The sequence below is a fragment of the Sphingomonas sp. QA11 genome, assembly GCF_028473665.1.
Taxonomy (GTDB): Bacteria; Pseudomonadota; Alphaproteobacteria; order Sphingomonadales; family Sphingomonadaceae; genus Sphingomonas; species Sphingomonas phytovorans.
Genome location: NZ_CP098774.1, coordinates 2685485 through 2705855, shown reverse-complemented (window position 1 = coordinate 2705855; position 20371 = coordinate 2685485). Strand labels below are relative to the sequence as shown.

General features: G+C 64.1%; 17 protein-coding genes and 1 tRNA gene. 3 read left to right on the top strand and 15 right to left on the bottom strand.

Annotated features, from left to right (window positions below; all coding sequences use genetic code 11):
* Window positions 1–338: 338 nt before the first annotated feature.
* From NDN01_RS12575 to NDN01_RS12560, 4 genes are all read right to left on the bottom strand, one after another.
* A tRNA-Pro gene (locus NDN01_RS12575) sits at window positions 339–415 on the bottom strand.
* A 105-nt stretch (window positions 416–520) separates the two neighbouring features.
* Entirely contained in the window at window positions 521–1816 is a 1296-nt protein-coding gene (locus tag NDN01_RS12570) for an FAD-dependent oxidoreductase (RefSeq protein ID WP_272627874.1), read from the bottom strand.
* 171 nt (window positions 1817–1987) lie between these two features.
* Window positions 1988–2524 carry a peroxiredoxin gene (locus NDN01_RS12565; protein WP_272627872.1) on the bottom strand — a complete coding sequence of 179 codons (537 nt, stop codon included), beginning with the start codon at window positions 2522–2524 and terminating at the stop codon, window positions 1988–1990.
* A 114-nt stretch (window positions 2525–2638) separates the two neighbouring features.
* Complete coding sequence (locus NDN01_RS12560; RefSeq protein ID WP_272627870.1) at window positions 2639–3643, bottom strand: CsgG/HfaB family protein; 1005 nt, start codon at window positions 3641–3643, stop codon at window positions 2639–2641.
* A 314-nt stretch (window positions 3644–3957) separates the two neighbouring features.
* Here NDN01_RS12560 and lepA point away from each other — a divergent pair, with 314 nt between their 5' ends.
* Window positions 3958–5769, top strand: coding sequence for a translation elongation factor 4 (gene lepA, locus NDN01_RS12555; protein ID WP_272627869.1), 1812 nt, complete (start codon window positions 3958–3960; stop codon window positions 5767–5769).
* A gap of 530 nt (window positions 5770–6299) precedes the next feature.
* Window positions 6300–7730, top strand: a complete 1431-nt coding sequence (gene cls / locus NDN01_RS12550) for a cardiolipin synthase (RefSeq protein ID WP_272627868.1) — start codon at window positions 6300–6302, stop codon at window positions 7728–7730.
* 393 nt (window positions 7731–8123) lie between these two features.
* Here the strand turns inward: cls and NDN01_RS12545 are convergent, their stop codons facing one another.
* The 5 genes from NDN01_RS12545 to NDN01_RS12525 form a co-directional block, all read right to left on the bottom strand.
* Window positions 8124–9167 (bottom strand): hypothetical protein, encoded by a 1044-nt coding sequence (locus tag NDN01_RS12545; protein WP_272627867.1) that lies wholly within the window; start codon window positions 9165–9167, stop codon window positions 8124–8126.
* Between the two features lie 204 nt (window positions 9168–9371).
* Window positions 9372–10310 (bottom strand): AraC family transcriptional regulator, encoded by a 939-nt coding sequence (locus tag NDN01_RS12540; RefSeq protein ID WP_272628189.1) that lies wholly within the window; start codon window positions 10308–10310, stop codon window positions 9372–9374.
* A gap of 125 nt (window positions 10311–10435) precedes the next feature.
* Window positions 10436–11113: an alpha/beta fold hydrolase gene (locus tag NDN01_RS12535; RefSeq protein ID WP_272627866.1), complete on the bottom strand. Its 678-nt coding sequence runs from the start codon at window positions 11111–11113 to the stop codon at window positions 10436–10438.
* A gap of 106 nt (window positions 11114–11219) precedes the next feature.
* The gene (locus NDN01_RS12530) at window positions 11220–12020 is read right to left on the bottom strand and encodes an alpha/beta hydrolase (protein ID WP_272627865.1); all 801 of its coding nucleotides are present in this window, start codon (window positions 12018–12020) and stop codon (window positions 11220–11222) included.
* A gap of 182 nt (window positions 12021–12202) precedes the next feature.
* A complete protein-coding gene (locus NDN01_RS12525; RefSeq protein ID WP_272627864.1) occupies window positions 12203–12895 on the bottom strand; it encodes a helix-turn-helix transcriptional regulator in 693 nt (230 codons plus the stop codon).
* Window positions 12896–13452: 557 nt separating this feature from the next.
* On the opposite strand from NDN01_RS12525, the gene NDN01_RS12520 reads away from it, so the two are divergent.
* Window positions 13453–15270 (top strand): DUF885 domain-containing protein, encoded by a 1818-nt coding sequence (locus NDN01_RS12520; RefSeq protein WP_272627863.1) that lies wholly within the window; start codon window positions 13453–13455, stop codon window positions 15268–15270.
* Window positions 15271–15310: 40 nt separating this feature from the next.
* Here the strand turns inward: NDN01_RS12520 and NDN01_RS12515 are convergent, their stop codons facing one another.
* The 6 genes from NDN01_RS12515 to NDN01_RS12490 all read right to left on the bottom strand — a co-directional run bounded on the left by NDN01_RS12515 (window position 15311) and on the right by NDN01_RS12490 (window position 20284).
* Window positions 15311–15763, bottom strand: coding sequence for a DUF411 domain-containing protein (locus tag NDN01_RS12515; RefSeq protein WP_272627862.1), 453 nt, complete (start codon window positions 15761–15763; stop codon window positions 15311–15313).
* Between the two features lie 39 nt (window positions 15764–15802).
* Window positions 15803–17056: a copper resistance protein B gene (locus NDN01_RS12510; RefSeq protein ID WP_272627861.1), complete on the bottom strand. Its 1254-nt coding sequence runs from the start codon at window positions 17054–17056 to the stop codon at window positions 15803–15805.
* Window positions 17053–18918, bottom strand: coding sequence for a copper resistance system multicopper oxidase (locus NDN01_RS12505; RefSeq protein WP_272627860.1), 1866 nt, complete (start codon window positions 18916–18918; stop codon window positions 17053–17055). Before NDN01_RS12505 ends, NDN01_RS12510 begins: the two co-directional genes overlap by 4 nt.
* Window positions 18919–19005: 87 nt before the next feature.
* The gene (locus NDN01_RS12500) at window positions 19006–19575 is read right to left on the bottom strand and encodes an RNA polymerase sigma factor (RefSeq protein WP_272627859.1); all 570 of its coding nucleotides are present in this window, start codon (window positions 19573–19575) and stop codon (window positions 19006–19008) included.
* Entirely contained in the window at window positions 19572–20009 is a 438-nt protein-coding gene (locus tag NDN01_RS12495) for a periplasmic heavy metal sensor (RefSeq protein ID WP_272627858.1), read from the bottom strand. Before NDN01_RS12495 ends, NDN01_RS12500 begins: the two co-directional genes overlap by 4 nt.
* Complete coding sequence (locus tag NDN01_RS12490; protein WP_272627857.1) at window positions 20006–20284, bottom strand: hypothetical protein; 279 nt, start codon at window positions 20282–20284, stop codon at window positions 20006–20008. The genes NDN01_RS12495 and NDN01_RS12490 overlap by 4 nt, the downstream gene beginning before the upstream one ends.
* Window positions 20285–20371 lie beyond the last annotated feature (87 nt).

The following is a 20371-nucleotide window of genomic DNA, read 5'->3' as shown; positions in this document are numbered from 1 at the left end:
GTCGCGGAAAGCTCGCACCCATATTTTTGTTCTACAGACGTCATAGACGTTACGGTCACGCAACAATGACCCTGAAAATAGTCGATGACACGATGATGGATTGCCCTGACTATCTTCACCGCGGATAGCGCGAACTATTCCAAAGGGGATTGGCCCGGCATGGTCTCAACCGTTGTTCGCGGATTTCCAGTCGAGCTCAACCCACGGGACGCCGGCGGACAGTCAGGGGGTGCCCGGCGTGGTCGCGGACGCATTCAATTCAGCCGACGAGGTTCGGACCGAACCTTCGATCCTTGTCTATCGGAGAGCGTGACAGGGCGGAAATCCGCGTGTCCCATTGGTCGGGGAAAGAGGATTCGAACCTCCGGCCCCTGCCTCCCGAAGGCAGTGCTCTACCAGGCTGAGCTATTCCCCGACCAGGGATCGAGCCGCGCTGTCTCGCGCGGCAAGGCGACGGCCCTTAGCCGAGCGTTTCGCGGGCATCAACCCCACATTCGTCGCGCGGCGAAAGAAGCCGGCCTCAGCCACGTGCGTCGAGCATCTCCTCGATGCTGGTGAACTTCTCCCGCGGGGCGCCGTTACGAGCACGGGCGATCTCGGCTGCCTCGATTTTCTGCCAGTCGCGGAAGGTGACGACGTCGACGTTTCGGCTAGCGAGTAGCGAATCGAGGCCGGGCCGTCCGGCCTTGCCGCTGTCGCCAGCCTGGTCGGCGGCGATATGCTCGGCGATCAGGAAGCCGTCGGGACGGTTTGTGCCGATCGTCCCGGTCGGCCCGCGTCGCGCCCAGCCGACGGCGTAGAGCCCCGGCGAGATGCGCCCGTCCTGATTGGCGAAGCGGCCGAGCTTCTGGTCATAGGGCACGCCGTCGATCGGCGGCGTGCGATAGCCGATGCAACTGATGACGAGGCTGGCGGGCACCGAATAGGTCTCGCCCGTGCCAGAGGCGCGGCCTTCGGCGTCGATCGCCGTGCGTTCGACGATCATCCGTTCGGCCTTGCCGTCGCCCTCGACCCGCACCGGCATCGCATAGAAATCAAAATCAACATCGATCTGCTTCCGGTCAGTCCGAGTCGCGAAGTCGCGGAGGTGGGCGACCGACTTGCGCTGGCCCGGATCCAGCGCCGCATCCTCCTCGATCGGCGGCAGATCGGCCAGGTTGACATGCGGCACGGCGCGGTCGAGATGGCCGAGTTCGCCTAGTTCCTTCGGCGTCATCGCGATCTGATGCGGCCCGCGTCGGGCCAGGATGGTAATCCGGTCGTGGGTGGCGGTGCCGAGATGGTCGAGCGCATGGCCGACAATGTCGGATCCGGTGAACTCGCTCTCCGCCTTGGCGAGGATCCGCGCGACGTCGAGCGCGACATTGCCGGCACCCACCACCACGGCGCCGGGCCCGTGGAGCGGCGGGTTGAGGCCGGCGAAGTCGGGATGGCCATTGTACCAGCCGACGAACGCCGCCGATCCGACCACGCCGGGCAGATCGTCTCCCGGCACGCCAAGCGGCTTGTCGGCCGGGGCGCCGGTCGCCAGCACCACCGCATCGTACAGCGAACCCAGTTCCGCGATCGTCACGTCGCGACCGACGCTGACATTGCCGACAAAGCGGACATTGTCGGTCAGCGCCACCGCTTCGTAGCGGCGCGAGACGCCCTTGATCGACTGATGGTCGGGCGCGACGCCGGTGCGGATCAGGCCATAGGGGACGGGGAGGCGATCGATGATGTCGACGCGGACGTCCTCGCCGAAAGTCTTCTGGCATGCCTCGGCGGTGTAATAGCCTGCCGGTCCGGAACCGATGATCGCGATATGACGCAAGACCCGCTCTCCTGTCTTTCGCCCGATGCTAGCGGACGTGCGCGGCGGGGCAAGCCGCCACGCGATGTCCCGGCCAGGACGATCGGGAAAAACCGGCCGGGTGTTCAGGCGGTTCCCGTGATCCCAATGCAGGATGAGCGGGCGCAGTTGAATCGAAGCAGGCCAGGCGGTTTACCCGCGGCGTTTGGCGCGCCAGGCCTTGACCGCGTCCATGGTGCCGGTGACGTGACCGGCGGGGCTCATCTCCGAATGGACGAAGATGATCTTGCCGTCGGGAGCGATGACATAGGAGGTGCGGTTGGTCATCGTCTTGCCCTTGGCGATGTGCACGTCATAGCCGGCGACGGTCGCCGGCTGGGCCACGCCGACCGGGAAGGCCTCGCGGCATTCGACCTTGGAGAAATCCGCGAGCTTGTCGATCGGATCGGCGGAGAGGCCGATCAGGGTCGCGCCATTCTTCTCGAACTCGGATGCTGCCAGCGCGAACTCGTGCGCCTCGATGGTGCAGCCCTTGGTGAAGGCGGCTGGGAAGAAATAGAGGACCACGGGGCCTTTGCGCAGGGCCGCTTTGAGCGCGAAGTTGAACTGCTTGCCGCCAAGCGCGGCGCGGGTGGTGAAGTCGGGAGCCTTCGCGCCGACCGGAAGCGCCGCAGTGGCGGGCGCCGTGGCGAGTATCGTAGCGGCAAGGGCGAAAGCGACGAATTTCATCGGGCGTCTCCAGAAGCGAACTGCCGCCATCGTAGCGGCAGCGCGCGATGCTGGACAGGCCCCTTCGCGCCGCGTCGGGCGCGAAGGGGCCAGCCGATTATTCACGCCTGCCCGTTATTCACACTTGTAGGTGACGCTCTGGCCGCAAGGCTGGCCGGTGGGGGCGAGCTTGGTGTTCAGCACCCATCCGACATTGTCGTTCTCGTCGGCGACTTCCCACCACAAGCCGTTCTTGTTGCCGGTGGGATAGATCACCGCGCCGGCCGGCAGGGTGCGGAGCACCTTGCCGTTCGCGGCGGCCGTGCTGCGCAGGGCGACGGGAGCCTGTGCGGTATAGGTCTTGGCCGGCGCGGCCTGGGCGGTGCCCGCGGCGCCCGGGGTCACCAGGCCAAGCTCGGTGACCATCTTCGCATAGGCCTGGATGAACGCGAGCGTCACGATCCGGCCGATATCGGTGTTGTCATAGCCGCCGCCGACGACACCGCCGCCGATTCCACCGCCGAAACCGCCGCCACCGCCGCCGAAGGACAGGCTGTTCTTGGCCGCGTAGCCATCGGTCGTCGAGATCGTTTCGGTCGTGCGGACGTTGGTGAGCGAGAGAACGGTGTTCGCTTCCATCTTGCGCGAGCTGATGCCGCCGACGATGCCGCCTAGGCCGCCGCCCAGCAGACCGCCGATTCCGGCGCCGATCCCGCTGCCGCTCGAATTCCTGTTGGCGGCCTGAACCTCCGCGACCAGCACGTAATCCGCCGCCTTGATCTGGCCCTGGCCGACGTTCGACTGGCGCTGCAGGCCGAGGCCGCCGCCAATGTCACGCTCACGCTGGGCAGCGCTGAGGCCGGAGCCGCGATCGACCAGATTGAAGCAGCCCGAGCGCTGCACCAGCACCTTCAGCAGTTTCTGCGGAGCGGCCAGCTGGAACTGGGTCCAGCCAGAGGGATCGTCACCGTCCATCACCGAGACGGTCCCGAGCTTGCGCGTGCAGCGCGGCACGTCCGTCATCATCTGTTCCTGGGTACGCTGCGTCTTCGACGCCCGAGCCTGACCGCCACCGGCGAATGCCGGCGCTCCCGTTGCCACCAGCGCAACAGTCGCGACACCGATCATCAGAATACGCATTGAACTTTCTCCCCAAACACCATTCTTCAAGCCTTCGAAGGGCCAGAATTCAACCCCGCCCCGGATAGGCCCGGACGACGGCGATCCTCCATGAAAATGCCCGGCCAGGACCCCCGCCGGCATCGTTTGTGCGCGGCTTCTACCAAAGCCCTCTCCGATGCGGTAGGCGATTTTGCGACATGGCGAAGACATGTGCGACGGAAAGTCGACGCCGAGTCGATCGCCGCGACGAAATCGCGGCCGGGCGTTCGGGGAGGCATGAAGCGAGACCCCCCTTCGCATCCGGCGCCGCGGCTGCTAACGCGCGTCCGATCATGTCAACCGACCTTTCCCGAATCCGCAATTTTTCGATCATCGCCCATATCGACCATGGCAAGTCGACGCTTGCCGATCGCCTGATCCAGGCGACGGGCGGCCTCAGCGACCGCGAGATGTCCGAGCAGGTGCTCGACAACATGGATATCGAGCGCGAGCGCGGCATCACGATCAAGGCCCAGACGGTACGCCTCGCCTACAAGGCGAAGGACGGGATCGAGTATGAGCTCAACCTGATGGATACGCCGGGGCATGTCGACTTCGCCTATGAGGTGAGCCGCAGCCTTGCCGCGTGCGAAGGCGCGCTCCTTGTCGTCGACGCGGCGCAGGGCGTCGAGGCGCAGACGCTGGCGAACGTCTATCAGTCGATCGAGCATGACCATGAGATCGTGCCGGTTATCAACAAGATCGACCTGCCCGCCGCCGACCCCGACAAGGTGAAGGCGGAGATCGAGGAGGTGATCGGCCTCGACGCGTCCAATGCGGTGCTTACCTCGGCTAAGTCCGGCATCGGCATCCAGGACGTGCTCGAGGCGGTGGTCACCCGTATTCCGCCGCCGAAGGGCGATGCCGACGCGCCGCTGAAGGCGATGCTGATCGACAGCTGGTACGACCCCTATCTTGGCGTCGTCATCCTGATCCGCGTGATGGCTGGCGTGCTGAAGAAGGGCCAGCAGATCAAGTTCATGCAGACGGGCACGCTGCATCTGGTCGACCGGGTCGGCTGCTTCCGCCCCAAGATCGAGCAGCTGACCGAGCTTGGCGTGGGCGAGATCGGCTTCATCACCGCGCAGATCAAGGAAGTGGCGCAGACCCGGGTCGGCGATACCATCACTGATGCCAAGCGCCCCGCCGCCGAGCCGCTGCCCGGCTTCAAGGAAGTGCAGCCGGTGGTGTTCTGCGGGCTGTTCCCGGTCGACGCCAACGACTTCGAGAAATTGCGCGAGAGCATTTCCAAGCTGCGGCTGAACGATGCCAGCTTCAGCTTCGAGATGGAGACCAGCGCCGCGCTTGGCTTTGGTTTCCGCTGCGGGTTCCTCGGGCTGCTGCATCTGGAGATCATCCAGGAGCGGCTGACCCGCGAATATGATCTCGACCTGATCACCACGGCGCCGTCGGTGGTCTATCAGATCGAGTTGACTCATGGCGGTGGGCATATCGAACTGCACAACCCGGCCGACATGCCCGATCCCAACAAGATCGAGAGCATCGCCGAGCCGTGGATCGAGGCGGTGATCTATGTGCCCGACGAATATCTCGGATCGATCCTGAAGCTGTGCCAGGACCGGCGCGGCATCCAGAAGAACCTGACCTATGTCGGCGGTCGAGCGCAGGCGACCTATGAACTGCCGCTCAACGAGGTGGTGTTCGATTTCTACGACCGGCTGAAGAGCATCAGCCGGGGCTATGCCAGCTTCGACTATCACCAGATCGGCTATCGCGAGGGCGACCTGGTCAAGATGGGCATCCTGGTGAACAACGAGCCGGTCGACGCGCTGAGCATGATCGTCCACCGCGGCACCGCCGAGGCGCGCGGTCGCGGCATGTGCGAGCGGCTGAAGGACCTGATTCCCCGCCATTTGTTCAAGATCCCGATCCAGGCCGCGATCGGCGGCAAGGTGATTGCGCGCGAGACGATCGCGGCGATGCGCAAGGACGTGACCGCGAAATGCTATGGCGGCGACGCGAGCCGCAAGCGCAAGCTGCTCGACAAGCAGAAAGAGGGCAAGAAGCGGATGCGGGAATATGGCTCGGTGAGCATTCCGCAGGAGGCGTTCATTGCCGCCCTGAGGATGGGCGACGACGCGTAAGGCCAGGGAGGGGATTGCGCAGCAATCGCCGAGCTGGACGCGCATGGTGTCGTCGCCGGCCGGCGACCGGTCGAGCTTGTCCTCGACCGAGTCGTTCGACGACGCGGCTTTGCCGCGGCGCCACCCGCCGTCCGTCCCGATTTTCCCGCTTTCGTTTTTTCTTCCGCTGTTATGTTGGATTTTCGTCCGGTTATTTCCGCGCGATTTCAACGGCCTGACATATGTTTTCCCTGTTACGCCATAACAGCGGAAAACTGCGCTATTATTCCGCAAAACTTTCCCCTGCGCGCCGCGAATCCGCATGGGAATCGCCCCTGCTTGATTCAACATTGTGCCGGGATCGGGTCTTGAGGGGGCCGGATTGTCCATGGCGGCTGCGTGACATGGCGGAGCGGAAGTGTGAATCGAGAGCCGATAGTGCGGGTGACCTTCCGAGGGCGGTATCTGTCGCGTAGCGGAATGACGTGTGTGTTCCGGTGCGTATCGCTACGCTGGTTACCTTGGCTGGCGCCAATAAATCAGGATGACGCATGAGCGGCCTCAACATGACGATATGGCTGATGCTGGCTGCCGTCCACCTCGGCGTTATCTTCCGCGCGATCCTGCTGGACGGACGCGACGCTTATGCGCGAGCGGCGTGGCTTCTTCTCCTTCTCGCATTGCCGGGTGTCGGTACGATCCTGTACCTGCTGTTCGGTGAGCCGTGGATTTCCGCCGCGTTTCACCGACGGGCGCGCGACGCTTATGAAGCACTGCTGCCCTACGCTCCGCAGGCGGTGGGCAATACGCTATCTCCTACGAGCGAGAGTGCCTTTCGCACTTGTGAAGCGGCGAGCCAATGGTCAGTGTCGATCGGCAATATGGCGGAGGTCGCATCCGGGGCCGATGCGGCGATCACCGCAATCGTGGCGGATATCGACGCCGCCACGCACACCGTCCACCTGTCCTTCTATATATGGCTGGGCGATCACAACGGCACGAAGGTCGTTGACGCGGTCTGCCGCGCGGCCAGGCGCGGAATCATATGCCGCATCGTCGCCGACGCCATCGGCTCGCGCGCGTTGATCCGGTCGCATCAGTGGAAAAAGATGCGTGAGGCGGGGGCTCGCCTGTATGCGTCGCTACCGGCCCCGCTCGGTCTGGGCTTCCTCGCTGGCCACCGCATTGATCTGCGCAACCATCGCAAAATTATCGTGATCGATGGCCGGATAACCTGGTGCGGCAGTCAGAACTGCGCTGATCCGGCCTTTCTCCCGAAGCGCAAATTTGCGCCGTGGGTCGACATCATCGTTCGCTACCAAGGGCCCGTCGCCCGGCAGGCCGAACTGATCTTCGCCTCGGCCTGGATGGCGGAGACCGGTGAAGACATGCGGGCAGCGCTGGCCATGGATATCCCGGAAGCCCTCCCGAACGGATTTCCAGCGATCGCGGTCGGAACCGGGCCCTTGTCGCCTCATGCAACGATGACAAACATCTTCGTCGCCGTCCTAGCCGCCGCGCGCAAGCAAGCGGTGATCACGACCCCTTACTTCGCACCCGACCCACCGCTGCTCAACGCGATCATCGCCGCCGCGCGACGCGGTGTGCGGCTGACCATCATCTTCCCCCAGCGGAACGACAGTCGCATCGTCGGCGCCATCAGCCGCGCTTATTATCCCGTTCTGGCCCGGGCAGGCGCCCATATCCATGAGTTTCGCGGCGGCCTGTTGCATGCGAAGACACTGGTCGTCGACGATGTGCTGGCGCTTGTCGGCTCGGCCAATATGGATCGCCGCAGTCTCGACCTCAACTTCGAGAACAATGTGCTGTTCGAATCCGCCACCCTCGCGACCGAGGTACGCGAGCACCAGCAGCGCTGGCTCGCCGAATCAATTGAGATCGATCGCGACTGCTTGGCGGAGCGGTCGCTGCCACGCCGCTTCGTCGACAACCTCCTGACGATGGCGGCACCGCTGTTCTGACATAAGCTGCCCAGTGTTTCGCTGTGGAAGGGCTCGTAGAGCGACGTTCATGCCTCTCCCGGCTCACCCAACTTCTGCCATTTGTTGAGCTTCCGTTTTTGGCTTGGATTGGGCCGTTTAGTGACGTGCGGGTTTCGGGGAGCGAACTTCGGAAAGCTGCCCTTCGTTCAGTCAGCTTCAGTATTCGCAGAGACTCTCTGCGGATGCTCACATCGGCTAGAGTCGAGACCCATTGTTGTTCGAGGCGCGATCCGATTCAGGCTCTACGAAGAGACTGGAGATGAGCGACCTGTAATAGCTAACGGATGAGCAGCTGGTGCGGCTGCGGCCATACTTTCCCAAGAGTCATGGCAAACCGCGGGTCGACGTTCATCGGGTGCTTCACAAGCCACACTAATATGGTGACTTGCCACTCTTCTCGACTGGAAGACCAAGGCTATTGAGAAAATCGATGATATATTCCTCGCGACTTGGATCTATACCATAGAACACGCGGTGACGTTCGGCATATCCTGCACCTTCATCCAACGCGCGGGGAGTTTCCGCATAGACATCGAAGACCAGTTTTCCAGCGGGCGGATTATAGTGTTGATTGATATCTGCCGCCACAGAGGCAGCGGCTGTTAAAATGTTGCCGGTGGATGCATCCTTGATCATGTGCGAAACCGCGTGCGGCGTGTGGGAATGGATATGAGGATGTTCGTATCGGCTAATGATTCGTATTTTTGTGAAATTGGACTTCGGAAGGACCTTGAAGCTACTCCCCTGAGCAAGAATTCCTGTGAATTTCTTGGTAGAAATTAGAGTATCTCTCATAATGAGGATGCACTCATAATGTCTAACTTTGTGGCCATCCTCTAAAACATCATCTCGCCGCCTCAGTATCGACTGGATGGGTTCATCTGGACCGATCTCCGCTCTAATACCTGCAATGTCGCAGTGCTCGGACGCCCTCTGATCCATCGCAAAAGTTTGTACATTCTTGGAATTTAAACCAGCGAGGCGCGATAGAAAATCCTTGACGATCGCAACACCACTCGAACTGCCCACGAAGGCGAACTTCGTTCCATTGATGTACAGGATCATGTCCGAGATCGTGATATCCGATATTTTATGAAATTCGTACTTGCGGGTCACGCCTTCGTATAAACTGTAGATTGCTCTATCTGTGATCAGGTAACCTTGCTTAATGGAGCCAAGGCCGAGCCAAGATATATACTCGTGCAATAGAACCGGAGTCTCGCTAGGTTCAAGGTTTTTGGCATATGCAGACCGAGCTGTGGCCAGGCTCTTATCCGACATAACCTCATAGCCTCGCGGGACGCTTACCGCTTTCGCCGACAAGCAAATATAGCCAGGCATGCTATTCTCGAACGATTGAGCTAGATTGGCCCAGTATTCTCTAATTTGTTCTAGGGACAATTGCGAATCGGCCATGTTTCACATCCTCCTCCAGGCTACATCTCACATTGGAAGCTCGAGTGAAACGATCGTCAACAATCTGCAGTCCGCGTTGGCTAGAGGCAGTACCCATTTTTGTCGGCGGCCAATCGATGAACGAAGGTTGCTTTCGGGAGAGCTTCCGCAGCGTCTGTCTGGCTGAAACTGGCGCGCGTTGCTGACGGCCACACTGCGATCAGTTCAAAAGATCGCTCCGATGGAGTCGGCTGATATTCCACCTCGTCTGATCCGTCGCCAGCGGCCGGGCGTGTGTCCCTCCTTGCGGACGAACACACGGGTGAGGTGGCTTTGGTCGGTAAAACCGCAGGCAAGCGCTATCTGGGGAAGGGTCATCTCGGTGCCGGCAAGGAGATCGCGCGCGCAGCGCACTCGCTGGTTCATCAGCCACTTGTGCGGAGAGATGCCCAGCGTCATGCGAAAGGCACGCGAGAAGTAGCTGACCGACAATTGGCAGGCCGCCGCCAGATCTGCGACGCACGCTTCCCCGGCAAGGTTCGCCATCATCAGGTCGCAGGCGCGCCGCACCTGCCAGGGTGCGAGGCCGCCTCGAAAATATTCGGCGTCGCTGGCGTGTGCGTAGGTCCGGACCAGATGGGCGTGGAAGGCAAGGGCAACATTGTCGATGAACAGCCGGTCGTGCGCGCCGTATAGCGCGATCTTGGCGACAAGCGCGCGGCTCAGGCCTTCGAAAACGGGATCATGCTCTCCTAAAATCGTTCTGATGCGCCCGATCGGCTTCTCGCCGCGATCATATGCGAGTTCGTCGATCGTCCGCCGCGGAATCTGGAAGCGGACCACGTCCATCGTATCGTGATGAACGCCCCAGGGGCTCGATTCGAGATTGACGATGCAGATGCCTCCCGCGGGGATCGGCTGGAGGTCGTGACGCCTGTTCTCTATCCATATCTCGCCGCGCGCAAACGGCGCCATGCATATCGGGATGGTGTAACCGTCAAACGGTTGCTGGGGATCGGTACGGACGGGCGGCGAGACGATGCGCGAAATGGAAATCGGTTCATCGGCTGTCAGGCGGGCGAACAGTGTAGTCGCCTGTTGCGTACGGAACCGCTGCGCGATCGAGGCGCTGAGGTTGCCAAGATCGGCGCGTGCGGCCTCCATCACATACCGCTGCCTGGCGGCGGGCCGCTCTCCGCTGCCAGGCTCGATCGACGGGGCCGCGACCGGGCACCGAGGCAATCACCCGAAAAAGGGTCCGCTGGTCGTGCCTGGCCGCATCCCCTCATTCAAAGCGCCTGTGCAATCAACTCGGCTGTCGCCGCGGGATTGGCGAGCATTGCAACGTGGCTCGCCGGCACTTCTACAACGGTGGCCTGCATCCGCTTTGCCATGGTCCGCTCGAGATCAGGCTGGATCGCGCGATCTTCGCTCGCCACCATGTACCAAACCGGCTTTGACCTCCATGCCGGGATCGAGACAGCCCCGGCTAGCGACGCGATCGCGGTCGGTCCTTGCGCCGCGAACAGGATCTCCTGCTCGGCCGGGGTCAGGTCCTGTGCAAACCCGGTTCGGATGCCATTCTCGGAAATCTTGAGGAACCCGTTCTCGTCGGGCTGCACTTCGGCCGCCATCGGCGGCGGCGGAACAGTCTGGGCGAGCGAGCCCGCAGACTCACCGGCGTCGGGCGCGAACGCGGCAATATACACAAGGCCACTGACCTTTTCGTCGGTGCCCGCTTCGGTGATCACGGCGCCCCCATAGGAATGTCCCGCAAGGACAACTGGCCCCTCGGACAGGGCAAGCGCCCGGCGGAGCGAGGCGATGTCGTCAGCGAAACCGGTGAGTGGCATCTGGATGGCCGTCACCTTGACGCCCCGCGCGGTAAGCAGCGGGATGACTTTGGCCCAGCTGGAGCCGTCCGCCCACGCGCCGTGGACGAGAATTACGCTTTTCGCTTTCGTCACTGGATACTTCCTTCTGATCGACCCCGGATCGCGCTCCCTGTTCCTCGATCCGGGTGTCGGATTTATCGCGCACGAGCAAAGGCCGGCCAGGCCGGCCTCGCGGAGGTCAGTTGGCGCCGGCGGCTGCTTTCTCCACAACCGCTGCGACTTCCGCAGGATGCGAGAGCATCGCGACGTGGCTGGCGGCGATCGTCGTGGTCGTGGCCTTGATTTTTTTTGCCATCGCCGCTTCGAGGCTCGGCTGGATCGCTCGATCGTTGCTTGCGACGACGTACCATGACGGTCTGGTGCGCCACGCGGCAACGGTGATGTTGCCCCCGAGCGACTTGACGTTGGTCGGTGCCTGAGCGGCGAAGAGTTGCGCCTTCAGCGCCGGGCTTACATCCTGCGCAAAGTCGTCAAACACGCCGGTCCTCGTCAGCTTGAGGAAACCTTCCGCGTCGGGTCTGGCTTCGCTACCCATCGGTGGCGGCGGAGCAGAGGCACTCAAAGAGCCGGCCGATTGACCGGCGTCGGGCGCAAAAGCCGCGACATAGACAAGGCCGACGACCTTGGGATCATTGCCGGCCTCGGTAATGACCGCGCCGCCATAGGAGTGACCAACCAGAATCACCGAGCCGTCCGCCAGCGCGATAGCACGCTTCACCGTGGCGGCATCGTCGGCGAGTGAGGTAAGCGGCAATTGAACCGCCGTAACGTTGTAGCCCTTGGCGAGCAGCAACGGGATCAGCCGGGACCAGCTCGACCCGTCGGCCCATGCACCATGAACGAGGATGATGTTCTTGACCTGCGTCCTGGCGGCTTGCGGACGGGCAGGAAGTGCGATGGCCTGAAAGGGCAGTTCGGTCGCACAAAACAGCGCAACCGCAAGTCCGATACGCCGGAGATGCTTCTTCGCGTTCGACATCGTTGATATTCCTTGTCAGGAAGATTGGGAAGCGCCGGCATCGCCTTCTTTGCATTGCGCCATCCCGAAATCCTGTACCAGCATGTCCATTTTTGGATATTCGTCTTGCGAATCCGATGGAAGCGACCGGTTGGCAAGCCGCCCACTCACCGCAAATTTATGCAAATATTTGCATAAAAGGCTCATCGCGCATTGCTCCGGCGCCATTCCGCCGGCGTGTGCTGTTCCTTTTGTCTGAAGACCCGCGTCATGTGGCTCTGGTCGCTGAAACCGCAGCTGAGCGCGATCTCGGTCAACGACAGGTCTGTATTGAGCAGCAACCGGGTCGCGTGCTTCAACCGTTCGTCCATCAGCCATTGGTGTGGCGGCATCCCCGTCGTTTCGCGAAACGCCCTGGCGAAATAGCTGACCGACAATCCGCACGCCTCGGCGAGATCGCGGATCGTCAGCCTCCTTCCCCAATCGGCCATCATGAGGTCGCGGGCGCGCCGGAGTTGCCATGGCGCGAGGCCGCCTCGCTGCCGTAGAGCCTGCCCCCGGCCGGCATAGGTGCCGACGACATGGGCATGGAACGCGAGCCCGACATGATCGATGAACAGAGAATCCGATGCACCGTATGTGTCGAACCGCGCAAGCAGGGCTGCGCACAGATTGTGCAGGACTGCATCCTGGATGTTGAGCCGCGGCCGCAAGAGCGAGAGGGGGCGTTCGCCTCGTTCATAAGCCAGATCGTCGAGTGTACGCTGGCTCAGTTGGAAACGAATGAAATCGGCATTGTCGTCGATCCGCGCCCAGGGCTCGCTGCGCATGTCGAGCAATCTCACGAAGCCGCGGTGTTGAGGTTCGAGCCCGGCAGGCCGGTCATCGATATACATTTCACCGGTATTGACCGGCCCCATTTGTACATGGACCGAATACGCCGCCTCGGCAGGCAGGCGCTCGGTGAATACAGCAGGTGTGACGATCCGCGAGATCGCGATTGGGTCGCTCGGCGTTTGTGCGAAAATCGTGCGAATTCCTGGCGATCTGAACCGCCGGGTGACTGAGGTGGCGAACGTGTCCGGGTTCATGCGACCTTAGGTTCTCCCGATGCTCGCCGCCGGTTCCAGGGTGACCGGACCTGCCGCGACCGGGCCACACCGATCTATAGCGATCCGTTCTTCAACCCAACATAGCCTTGCCGCTACGTGAGATGACCCAAAAGGGAGGGGCTATGGCAACCCGCTCGGGCGATGCGAATATCGTTTCTCAGACCTGGGTGACCGTCGATTTGCGCGACCCTACACGGTCGGCGGAATAGTGGGCGGCCTGTTCAATAAATCCCTTACGGTGATCGGATGAATGACTGCCCTATGCGAATTGCATTCAGCGGGGCGGCCATTGCATCGGGCGAGGCGGCGCGCGACAAGCACGCGTTCTCCAGGAGACTTAGATGCGCACCGTTCTCGCCTTGTTGCTGCTTTCGACCACGCCGCTCGTCCAGGCCGCCGCTCCCGCGCCGGCGCCGGCCGCGAAAGCCGGGGTCAAGGATGCGGCGCTGCTCGAGTTCCTCGATCATGCGTTCGACGAGCAGGTGGCGCTCAGCCCGGAACGGCAGACCCAGCTCGGCTTCAAGACCGACTACGGCCGGCTTGACGACTATACCGACGCCGCGGCGGTGCGACAGCTGGCGCTGACCGAGCGGCAGCTGAAGGACATGCATGCCCGTTTCCGCCCCGACCAGCTTAGCGAGAGCGCGCGCGTCAGCTATCGCCTGTTCGAATATGAGGCAGCGCGTGGCCGCGAGGAGTTCCAGTTCCGCAACCTCCGTTTTCCCGTATCGACCAACGGCAGCCCGGCGGGCGAGATTCCGGTCCTGCTGATCAACAACCACAAGATCGACAATGTCCCGGACGCCGAAGCCTATATCGCGCGGCTGCGCGATACCGATCGGGTGATGGGCGAGGTCGTGGCGACCATGCGCGAGCAGGCGGCCGCCGGCATCGTGCCGAACAAGGTGAATTTCGCGCCGGCGCGAAATGACGCCCGCAAGATCATCACCGGCGCGCCGTTCGACACCGGCCCGGATTCGACGCTGATGGCCGACTTTTCCAAGAAGGTCGCCGCCCTGAACGCGCCGGCCGAGGTCAAGGCGAGGCTGCTCGCCGATGCCCGCGTCGCGCTGACGGGGCCGTTCCGCCATGGCTATGACGTGCTGATCGCTGCGCTCGACGAGATCGAACCGCAGTCGAAGGGCAATTTCGGGGCGTGGAGCCTGCCGAACGGCGCGGCCTATTATGCCGATCGGCTCAAGGCCTCGACCAGCACCAGCCTGACCGCCGACCAGATCCACGAGATCGGCCTGCGCCAGGTCGCCGCGATCAGGCAGGAGATGGAGGCGATCAAGCGGCAGGTCGGTTTCGACGGCACGCTCGAGCAGTTCTTCGACCATATCCGCACTGACCCGCAGTTCAAATATCCGAACACCGATGCAGGCCGCGAGCACTATCTGAGCGATGCCCGCGCGGTGATCGCGTCAGTGATGGTGGTGGCGCCGCGCTTCTTCCGCACCTTGCCCAAGGCGCCGCTCGAGGTGCGCGCGGTGGAGAAATGGCGCGAGGCGACCGCGCCGACCGCCTTCTACAACCAGCCCTCGGCCGACGGATCGCGGCCAGGCATCTATTACGTCAACCTGGTCGACATGAACCAGTCGCAGAAGGTGCAGGTCGCGGCGATCGCGAGCCATGAGGGCGCGCCCGGCCATCATTTCCAGATCGCGCGCCAGCAGGAACTGGCCGGCATCCCGAAGTTCCGCAAGTTCGGCGGCTACGGCGCCTATATGGAAGGCTGGGGCCTTTATTCGGAGCGGCTGGCGGACGAGATGGGCGTCTACAAGGACCCCTATTCGCGGTTCGGCATGCTGTCCCTGCAGGGGTGGCGGGCGATCCGGCTGGTGCTCGACACCGGCATCCATGCCAAGCGCTGGACGCGCGAGCAGGCGATCGCCTATTTCCACGCGAACAGTTCCGTCTCCGACACCGACATTGCCAGAGAGGTCGACCGCTATTTCAACTGGCCTGGACAGGCGACGAGCTACATGGTCGGCCAGCTCAGGATCGCCGAATTGCGCAAGCGCGCCGAGACGGTGCTTGGCTCACGCTTCGACATCCGCGATTTCCACGAGGCGGTACTGAGCCAGGGGGCCCTGCCGCTCGACGTTCTCGAGGAGCAGGTCGACCGTTACATCGCCGAGCGGCGACGCGAGAAATAAGGGGCGCCGCCGGCACGCCGGCGGGCGCACCGAGACCGGGTTATTTTGCGCCGATGCGTCGGGAATAGACTTTCTGCCCCGCCGGCCCGAAGGCCATGACGCTATAGGCCTGTGGCGCCGTGCCCGGCACTTCCATCCCGGCCGAGCCGATCGGCATGCCGGCGACCGCAAGCCCGGCGACGCCGCGCGGGCGCTGGGCGAGGACTCGCTTCATCTCGGCGATCGGGACATGGCCCTCGAACGCCATGCCGTCGACGATCGCTGTGTGGCATGACACGAACTGCGCGGGGATGCCGTACCGCGCCGACAGCGTCGCGCGGTTGGCGTCGTCGACCATGCGCATCTGGCGCTTGAATTCAGCCCTGGCCTGCGCGGCCCATTTCTCGCAGCAGCCGCAGCCCGGGTCGCGGTGGACGACGATCGGGCCCGCAGCCATCGCCGCCGCAGGGATCGCGAGGGCAAGGGCGGTCGCCAGCATTCGGATCGACTTCATTGCATGTCTCCTTCCAAGGGATGCTTCCACCCGGTGCCGTCAGAACCAGGCGCGCACGCCGGCCACGAAGCTGGTCGAGGACGGACGTTCCCCGGCGGCGCGGGCGAAATCGGCGGTACGGCCGAGACTGCGGTCCCAGGAGACGCCGACATAGGGGGCAAATTCGCGCGCGAGTTCGTAACGGAGCCTGAGGCCAAGCTCGATGTCCGACACGCCGGCGCCGATGCCGTTTTCCGGCACGTCCTGCGCCGCCAGGTTGATCTCGGCGCGGGGCTGAAGGATCAGGCGCTGGGTGATGCGCTGATCATAATAGCCCTCGACCCGCCCGAGCAGGTCGCCCTTGTTCGAGAGGAACAGCGCGCCCTCGACCTCGAACCAATAAGGGGCGAGCCCCTCGACGCCGATGGTCGCATAGGTGCGCGACGGATCGGGCCGGATGTCGTGGCGGATACCGGCCTGGAGGTTGAAATAGGGGCCGACCGCGCGGCTGTAGAGCGCCTGGACCTCGGCATGCCCGACGCCCTCGCCGAAGCTGCCTGATCCTTCCGACTTGACGACGAGGCGGTCGATGTCGCCGCCGAACCAGCCCTCGGCATCCCAGCGGAAGCCGTTGCGGCCCTTGTTTGCCTGATATTCGGCGAGGTTGAACATGATCTGCGAGAAGGTGGCGCCGCCATGTTCGCGGCGCACCGTATCCCGCGCGCCGCGCATCGAGTCCGTGCCCCAGATGCGATCGGCATAGTCAGCCGAAGGGGCGGCCGGCGCGGGGGCGTTGCCAGGGGGGAGGGCGGTGCCGCTCGCGCCATGGCCCGGCGCTGCCTGTTCCATGCCCGGCGTCGACACCATGTCCTGGCCGGCGGGAGAGGGAGTCGAGGGGGCGGCCGGCGTGCAATGACCCATTGCTGCATGTTCGGGTGGGCAATCGGGGTCGGTGGCGACCGGCGTCGCCGGCGCGGCGGGCTGGTTCATGCCGGGCATCGAGGACATGTCGTGGCCGGCATGGGGATCGGTCGGCGTTGGTGCTGGCGGGGTCGATCCGGCGGGGGTGCAATGCCCCATCGCCGCGTGCTCGGGCGGACAATCGGGCGTAGCGATGGGCACGATGGGTTTACGGGCCGCTTTGCTGACGGGCTTCGCCTTTGGTTTCCCGGACCGCGTCGCCGGTTTCGCCTTCGGCTTAACCTGGGCCGGCATGGCCATGCCCGGCATGCTCGAATGATCCATGGTCTGCGCCGCCGCGGGAGGGGCGAGGGCGATCGCCGAGGCGGTCGCGAGGAGCAGGAGCGGGTTCATGCCTGGTCTCCCCCGCGCGGCCGAACGGTCACGACCTGCATCATGCCGGCATGCATGTGGTAGAGCAGGTGGCAGTGGAACGCCCAGTCGCCGACGGCGTCGGTGGTGACATCGAAGGTCACGGTGCCGCCGGGCTGAACCTGCACGGTGTGCTTGCGCGGGGCGTATTCGCCGTGCCCGGTGACCAGTTCGAAGAAATGCCCGTGGAGATGGATCGGGTGGCCCATCATCGTATCGTTGACCAACGTGACCCGGACCCGCTCGTCCTTCAGGAACGGGATCGGGTGCTTCACCTCGTTCAGCTTCTGGCCGTCGAACGCCCACATATAGCGTTCCATGTTGCCGGTGAGGTGGATCTGCATCGCGCGATCGGGCGCGCGGACATCGGGGTTGCGATCCACCGCGACCAGGTCGCGATAGACCAGCACCTTGTGGCCGACATTGACCAGGCCCTGGCCAGGCTCCCCGGTGCGATCGACGGGCATCGGCGAGATGGTCTGGACGGTCGGCGTCTTGCTGACCCCGGGCGCGTTGGAGAAATCACGCATCGAATGCTTCATGCCGCCCGATCCGGCCGCACCGTGGCCCATGGCGGCATGGTCGACCACAGGTGCTCCCGCGGGAGCCGCGGGCGTGCAATGGCCCATCGCGGCATGTTCGGGTGCACAGGCTGGGGCCGGGGCGGGTGACGCGCCGTGGTCCATGCCGGGCATCGCCGCCATGTCGCCCCCACCCATATCCCCGCCCATATCCATGCCCATGTCCTTCATGGTGGCGACGGGGCGCTTGCGCAGGGGCGGGACCTCGGCGGCCATTCCCGCGCGGGGGGCCAGCGTGGCGCGGGCCATGCCCGAGCGATCGACGGTCTCGCCGACCAGCGTGTAAGCACGGTCGTCGACGGGCTCGACGATGACGTCATAGGTCTCTGCGACGGCGACCTGGATCTCGTCGACGGTCACCGGGCGGACGTTCAGGCCGTCGGCCTGAACCACGGTCAGCCTGAGGCCGGGAATGCGGACGTTGAAGGTCGTCATTGCCGAGGCGTTGATGATACGCAGCCGCACGCGCTCGCCCGGCGTGAACAGGCCGGTCCAGTTGTCCTGCGGGCCGTGGCCGTTGACCAGGTAGGAATAGGTCGAGCCCGTCACGTCGGAGACGTCGGTCGAGTCCATGCGCATGCCGCCCCAGGCCAGGCGATCCTTGAGCGGCTGGTCCTTGCCGGTGAGGAGGCCGGCGAGCGTCTGCTTCTGGTAGTTGAAATAGCCGCCCTGAAGCTTGAGCTTCTTGAAGATCATATGGGGGTGAAGCTGGCTGTGGTCGGACAGCAGGACGACATGTTCGCGATCCGACCGGATCGGGTCCTCCCCCGCCGGATCGATGACGATCGGGCCGTAATGGCCGAGCTGTTCCTGCAGCCCTGAATGGCTGTGATACCAATAGGTGCCGGCCTGCCTGACCGGGAATTCATAGGTGAAGGTCGAGCGGGGCCTGATGCCGGGAAAGCTGACCCCAGGGACGCCGTCCATCTGGAACGGCAGGATGAGCCCGTGCCAGTGGATCGAGCTGTCCTCGTCGAGCGCGTTCTCGACATGCAGACGGACGGTCTGGCCCTCGCGCAGGCGGATGAGCGGGGCGGGCACGGTGCCGTTGACGCCGATGGCGTGGCTTGTCCGGCCGTCGATCGTCAGCATCTGGTGAGCGATGCGCAAATGGATGTCGTCGCCGGACACGGTCGGCAGCGGCCGCACGATGCCGGCCGATACCGGCTGCGCCCAGGCCGGAAACCAGGGGGCGAGGGCTGCCGTCCCGCCCAGGGCGGCACCGCCGCGCAAAAGGGTCCGGCGGTCGATCAATGCGGTCATTTCAGGTCCTGCGGGTGGATGGGTCATGGAAGATACGCGGGCCCTTCGGCCAGCCCTCGAAAAAACCGGGCAGATAGTCCGGTAGGGTCAGGCCGTGTCGCCAAGCCGATCCGCGAGCTTCTGCCGTGCGCGGTAGAGGCGCGTCTCGACCGCCTTCTCGCTGATCGCGAGGATACCGGCGGTCTCGGCCTGGTTCAGGCCCTCGATCGTGCGCAGCACCAGCACTTCGCGCAGATTGCCCGGCAAGGTCGCGAGCGCCGCCGCGACTCGGTCGAGTTCCTGCCGGTCAGCGGCCTGCGTCTCGATCGACGGGACATCGTCCGCGGCGTCCAGGGCATGGTCGAGCGGCAGCACCACGGAGATCAGGCGGCGCACCATCCGCCGCCGCCGCCAGTCGCGCGCCTTGTTGATCGCAATGCGTGCCAGCCAGGCGCGCATCGGCCGTGCCGGGTCATAACGGCGCAGCGCGTCGTGGGCGGAGACAAACGCTTCCTGGACGACATCGAGTGCTTCCTCCTCGTCGCCGATGAGCCGCGCGACCAGACGGTGGAGCGGTGCCTTGTGCCGGCGCACGATCTCCGCAAAGGCGCGGCGCTGGCCCGCCAGGCACAGGGCGGCGAGTTCGCCGTCCGACCTGTCGGCAATCCCTTTGCTCACCGCGCGTCTTCGGTCAGCGCCCTGGTGACTGCGGCGTCGAACGTCGCCGTCTGATCGGGCCGGAGCAGGCCCCGCATCGCGAAGATATGCGCCAGCGTTTCCTTCTGCAGCTCGCCCATGGTGCGGTGCGAGGCGTCGACCGCCGCCGAGACGCCCGGACCATTGCCGTGTTCGGCGGCGATCGCCCGGGCAAGGCGGGCATTCTCGGCGCGCATTTCCCCTTCGAGCGCGCGGCGGCGCACCGCGAAACCGTCCTCCAGCACATGCAGCCGACGTTCCTGATCAGCGTCGAGCGTCAGCTGGTCGTGCAGCACGGCGTGGAGATCCACCCCGGGCTGCGCCGGTGCGGCAACGAAATGCCGACCGACCAGCACGCCGGTGACGGCGGCGACAAAGGCGAGGATCGCGACGAGGGCGAGGCGGAGCGGAGTCATTGCGGGCCGCCCAGCAAGGCCGATGGCGCCAGCGGGCTTGGCGCGCCCAAAGGCGAAAGCGCGGGCGCGGCCCGTGCGGCGGACGATGGAATGACGTTGCTGACCAGTCCAAGGACGAGCGCCAGGCCAGTAGCGGCCAGGGTCGCGCCCGTGCCGAGGCCGGATGCGGGCTGGCTCGAGATCGCACCGAGCACGCGGTCTTCCAGCCCGGCAAGGCCTTCATGCGGCGTGGCCGAGGAAAGGCGCGCCAGCGCGTCGTCGATATTGTTGCCCATGATCTGCCTTTCTGTCCCGCCCGATACGCACCGCGGGATAAAATCCCTCGGATTCGGTTGAGGGGTGTGTGCCGCTGTCGCGTATCG

Coding starts and splice junctions, on each gene's coding strand:
- NDN01_RS12490 (WP_272627857.1), bottom strand. CDS start 20,284: ATGGGCAACAATATCGACGACGCGCTGGCGCGCCTTTCCTCGGCCACG.
- NDN01_RS12530 (WP_272627865.1), bottom strand. CDS start 12,020: ATGTCGAACGCGAAGAAGCATCTCCGGCGTATCGGACTTGCGGTTGCG.
- NDN01_RS12560 (WP_272627870.1), bottom strand. CDS start 3,643: ATGCGTATTCTGATGATCGGTGTCGCGACTGTTGCGCTGGTGGCAACG.
- NDN01_RS12505 (WP_272627860.1), bottom strand. CDS start 18,918: ATGACCGCATTGATCGACCGCCGGACCCTTTTGCGCGGCGGTGCCGCC.
- NDN01_RS12540 (WP_272628189.1), bottom strand. CDS start 10,310: ATGGAGGCCGCACGCGCCGATCTTGGCAACCTCAGCGCCTCGATCGCG.
- NDN01_RS12545 (WP_272627867.1), bottom strand. CDS start 9,167: ATGGCCGATTCGCAATTGTCCCTAGAACAAATTAGAGAATACTGGGCC.
- NDN01_RS12515 (WP_272627862.1), bottom strand. CDS start 15,763: ATGAAGTCGATCCGAATGCTGGCGACCGCCCTTGCCCTCGCGATCCCT.
- cls (WP_272627868.1), top strand. CDS start 6,300: ATGAGCGGCCTCAACATGACGATATGGCTGATGCTGGCTGCCGTCCAC.
- NDN01_RS12520 (WP_272627863.1), top strand. CDS start 13,453: ATGCGCACCGTTCTCGCCTTGTTGCTGCTTTCGACCACGCCGCTCGTC.
- NDN01_RS12510 (WP_272627861.1), bottom strand. CDS start 17,056: ATGAACCCGCTCCTGCTCCTCGCGACCGCCTCGGCGATCGCCCTCGCC.
- NDN01_RS12565 (WP_272627872.1), bottom strand. CDS start 2,524: ATGAAATTCGTCGCTTTCGCCCTTGCCGCTACGATACTCGCCACGGCG.
- NDN01_RS12495 (WP_272627858.1), bottom strand. CDS start 20,009: ATGACTCCGCTCCGCCTCGCCCTCGTCGCGATCCTCGCCTTTGTCGCC.
- lepA (WP_272627869.1), top strand. CDS start 3,958: ATGTCAACCGACCTTTCCCGAATCCGCAATTTTTCGATCATCGCCCAT.
- NDN01_RS12525 (WP_272627864.1), bottom strand. CDS start 12,895: ATGTATATCGATGACCGGCCTGCCGGGCTCGAACCTCAACACCGCGGC.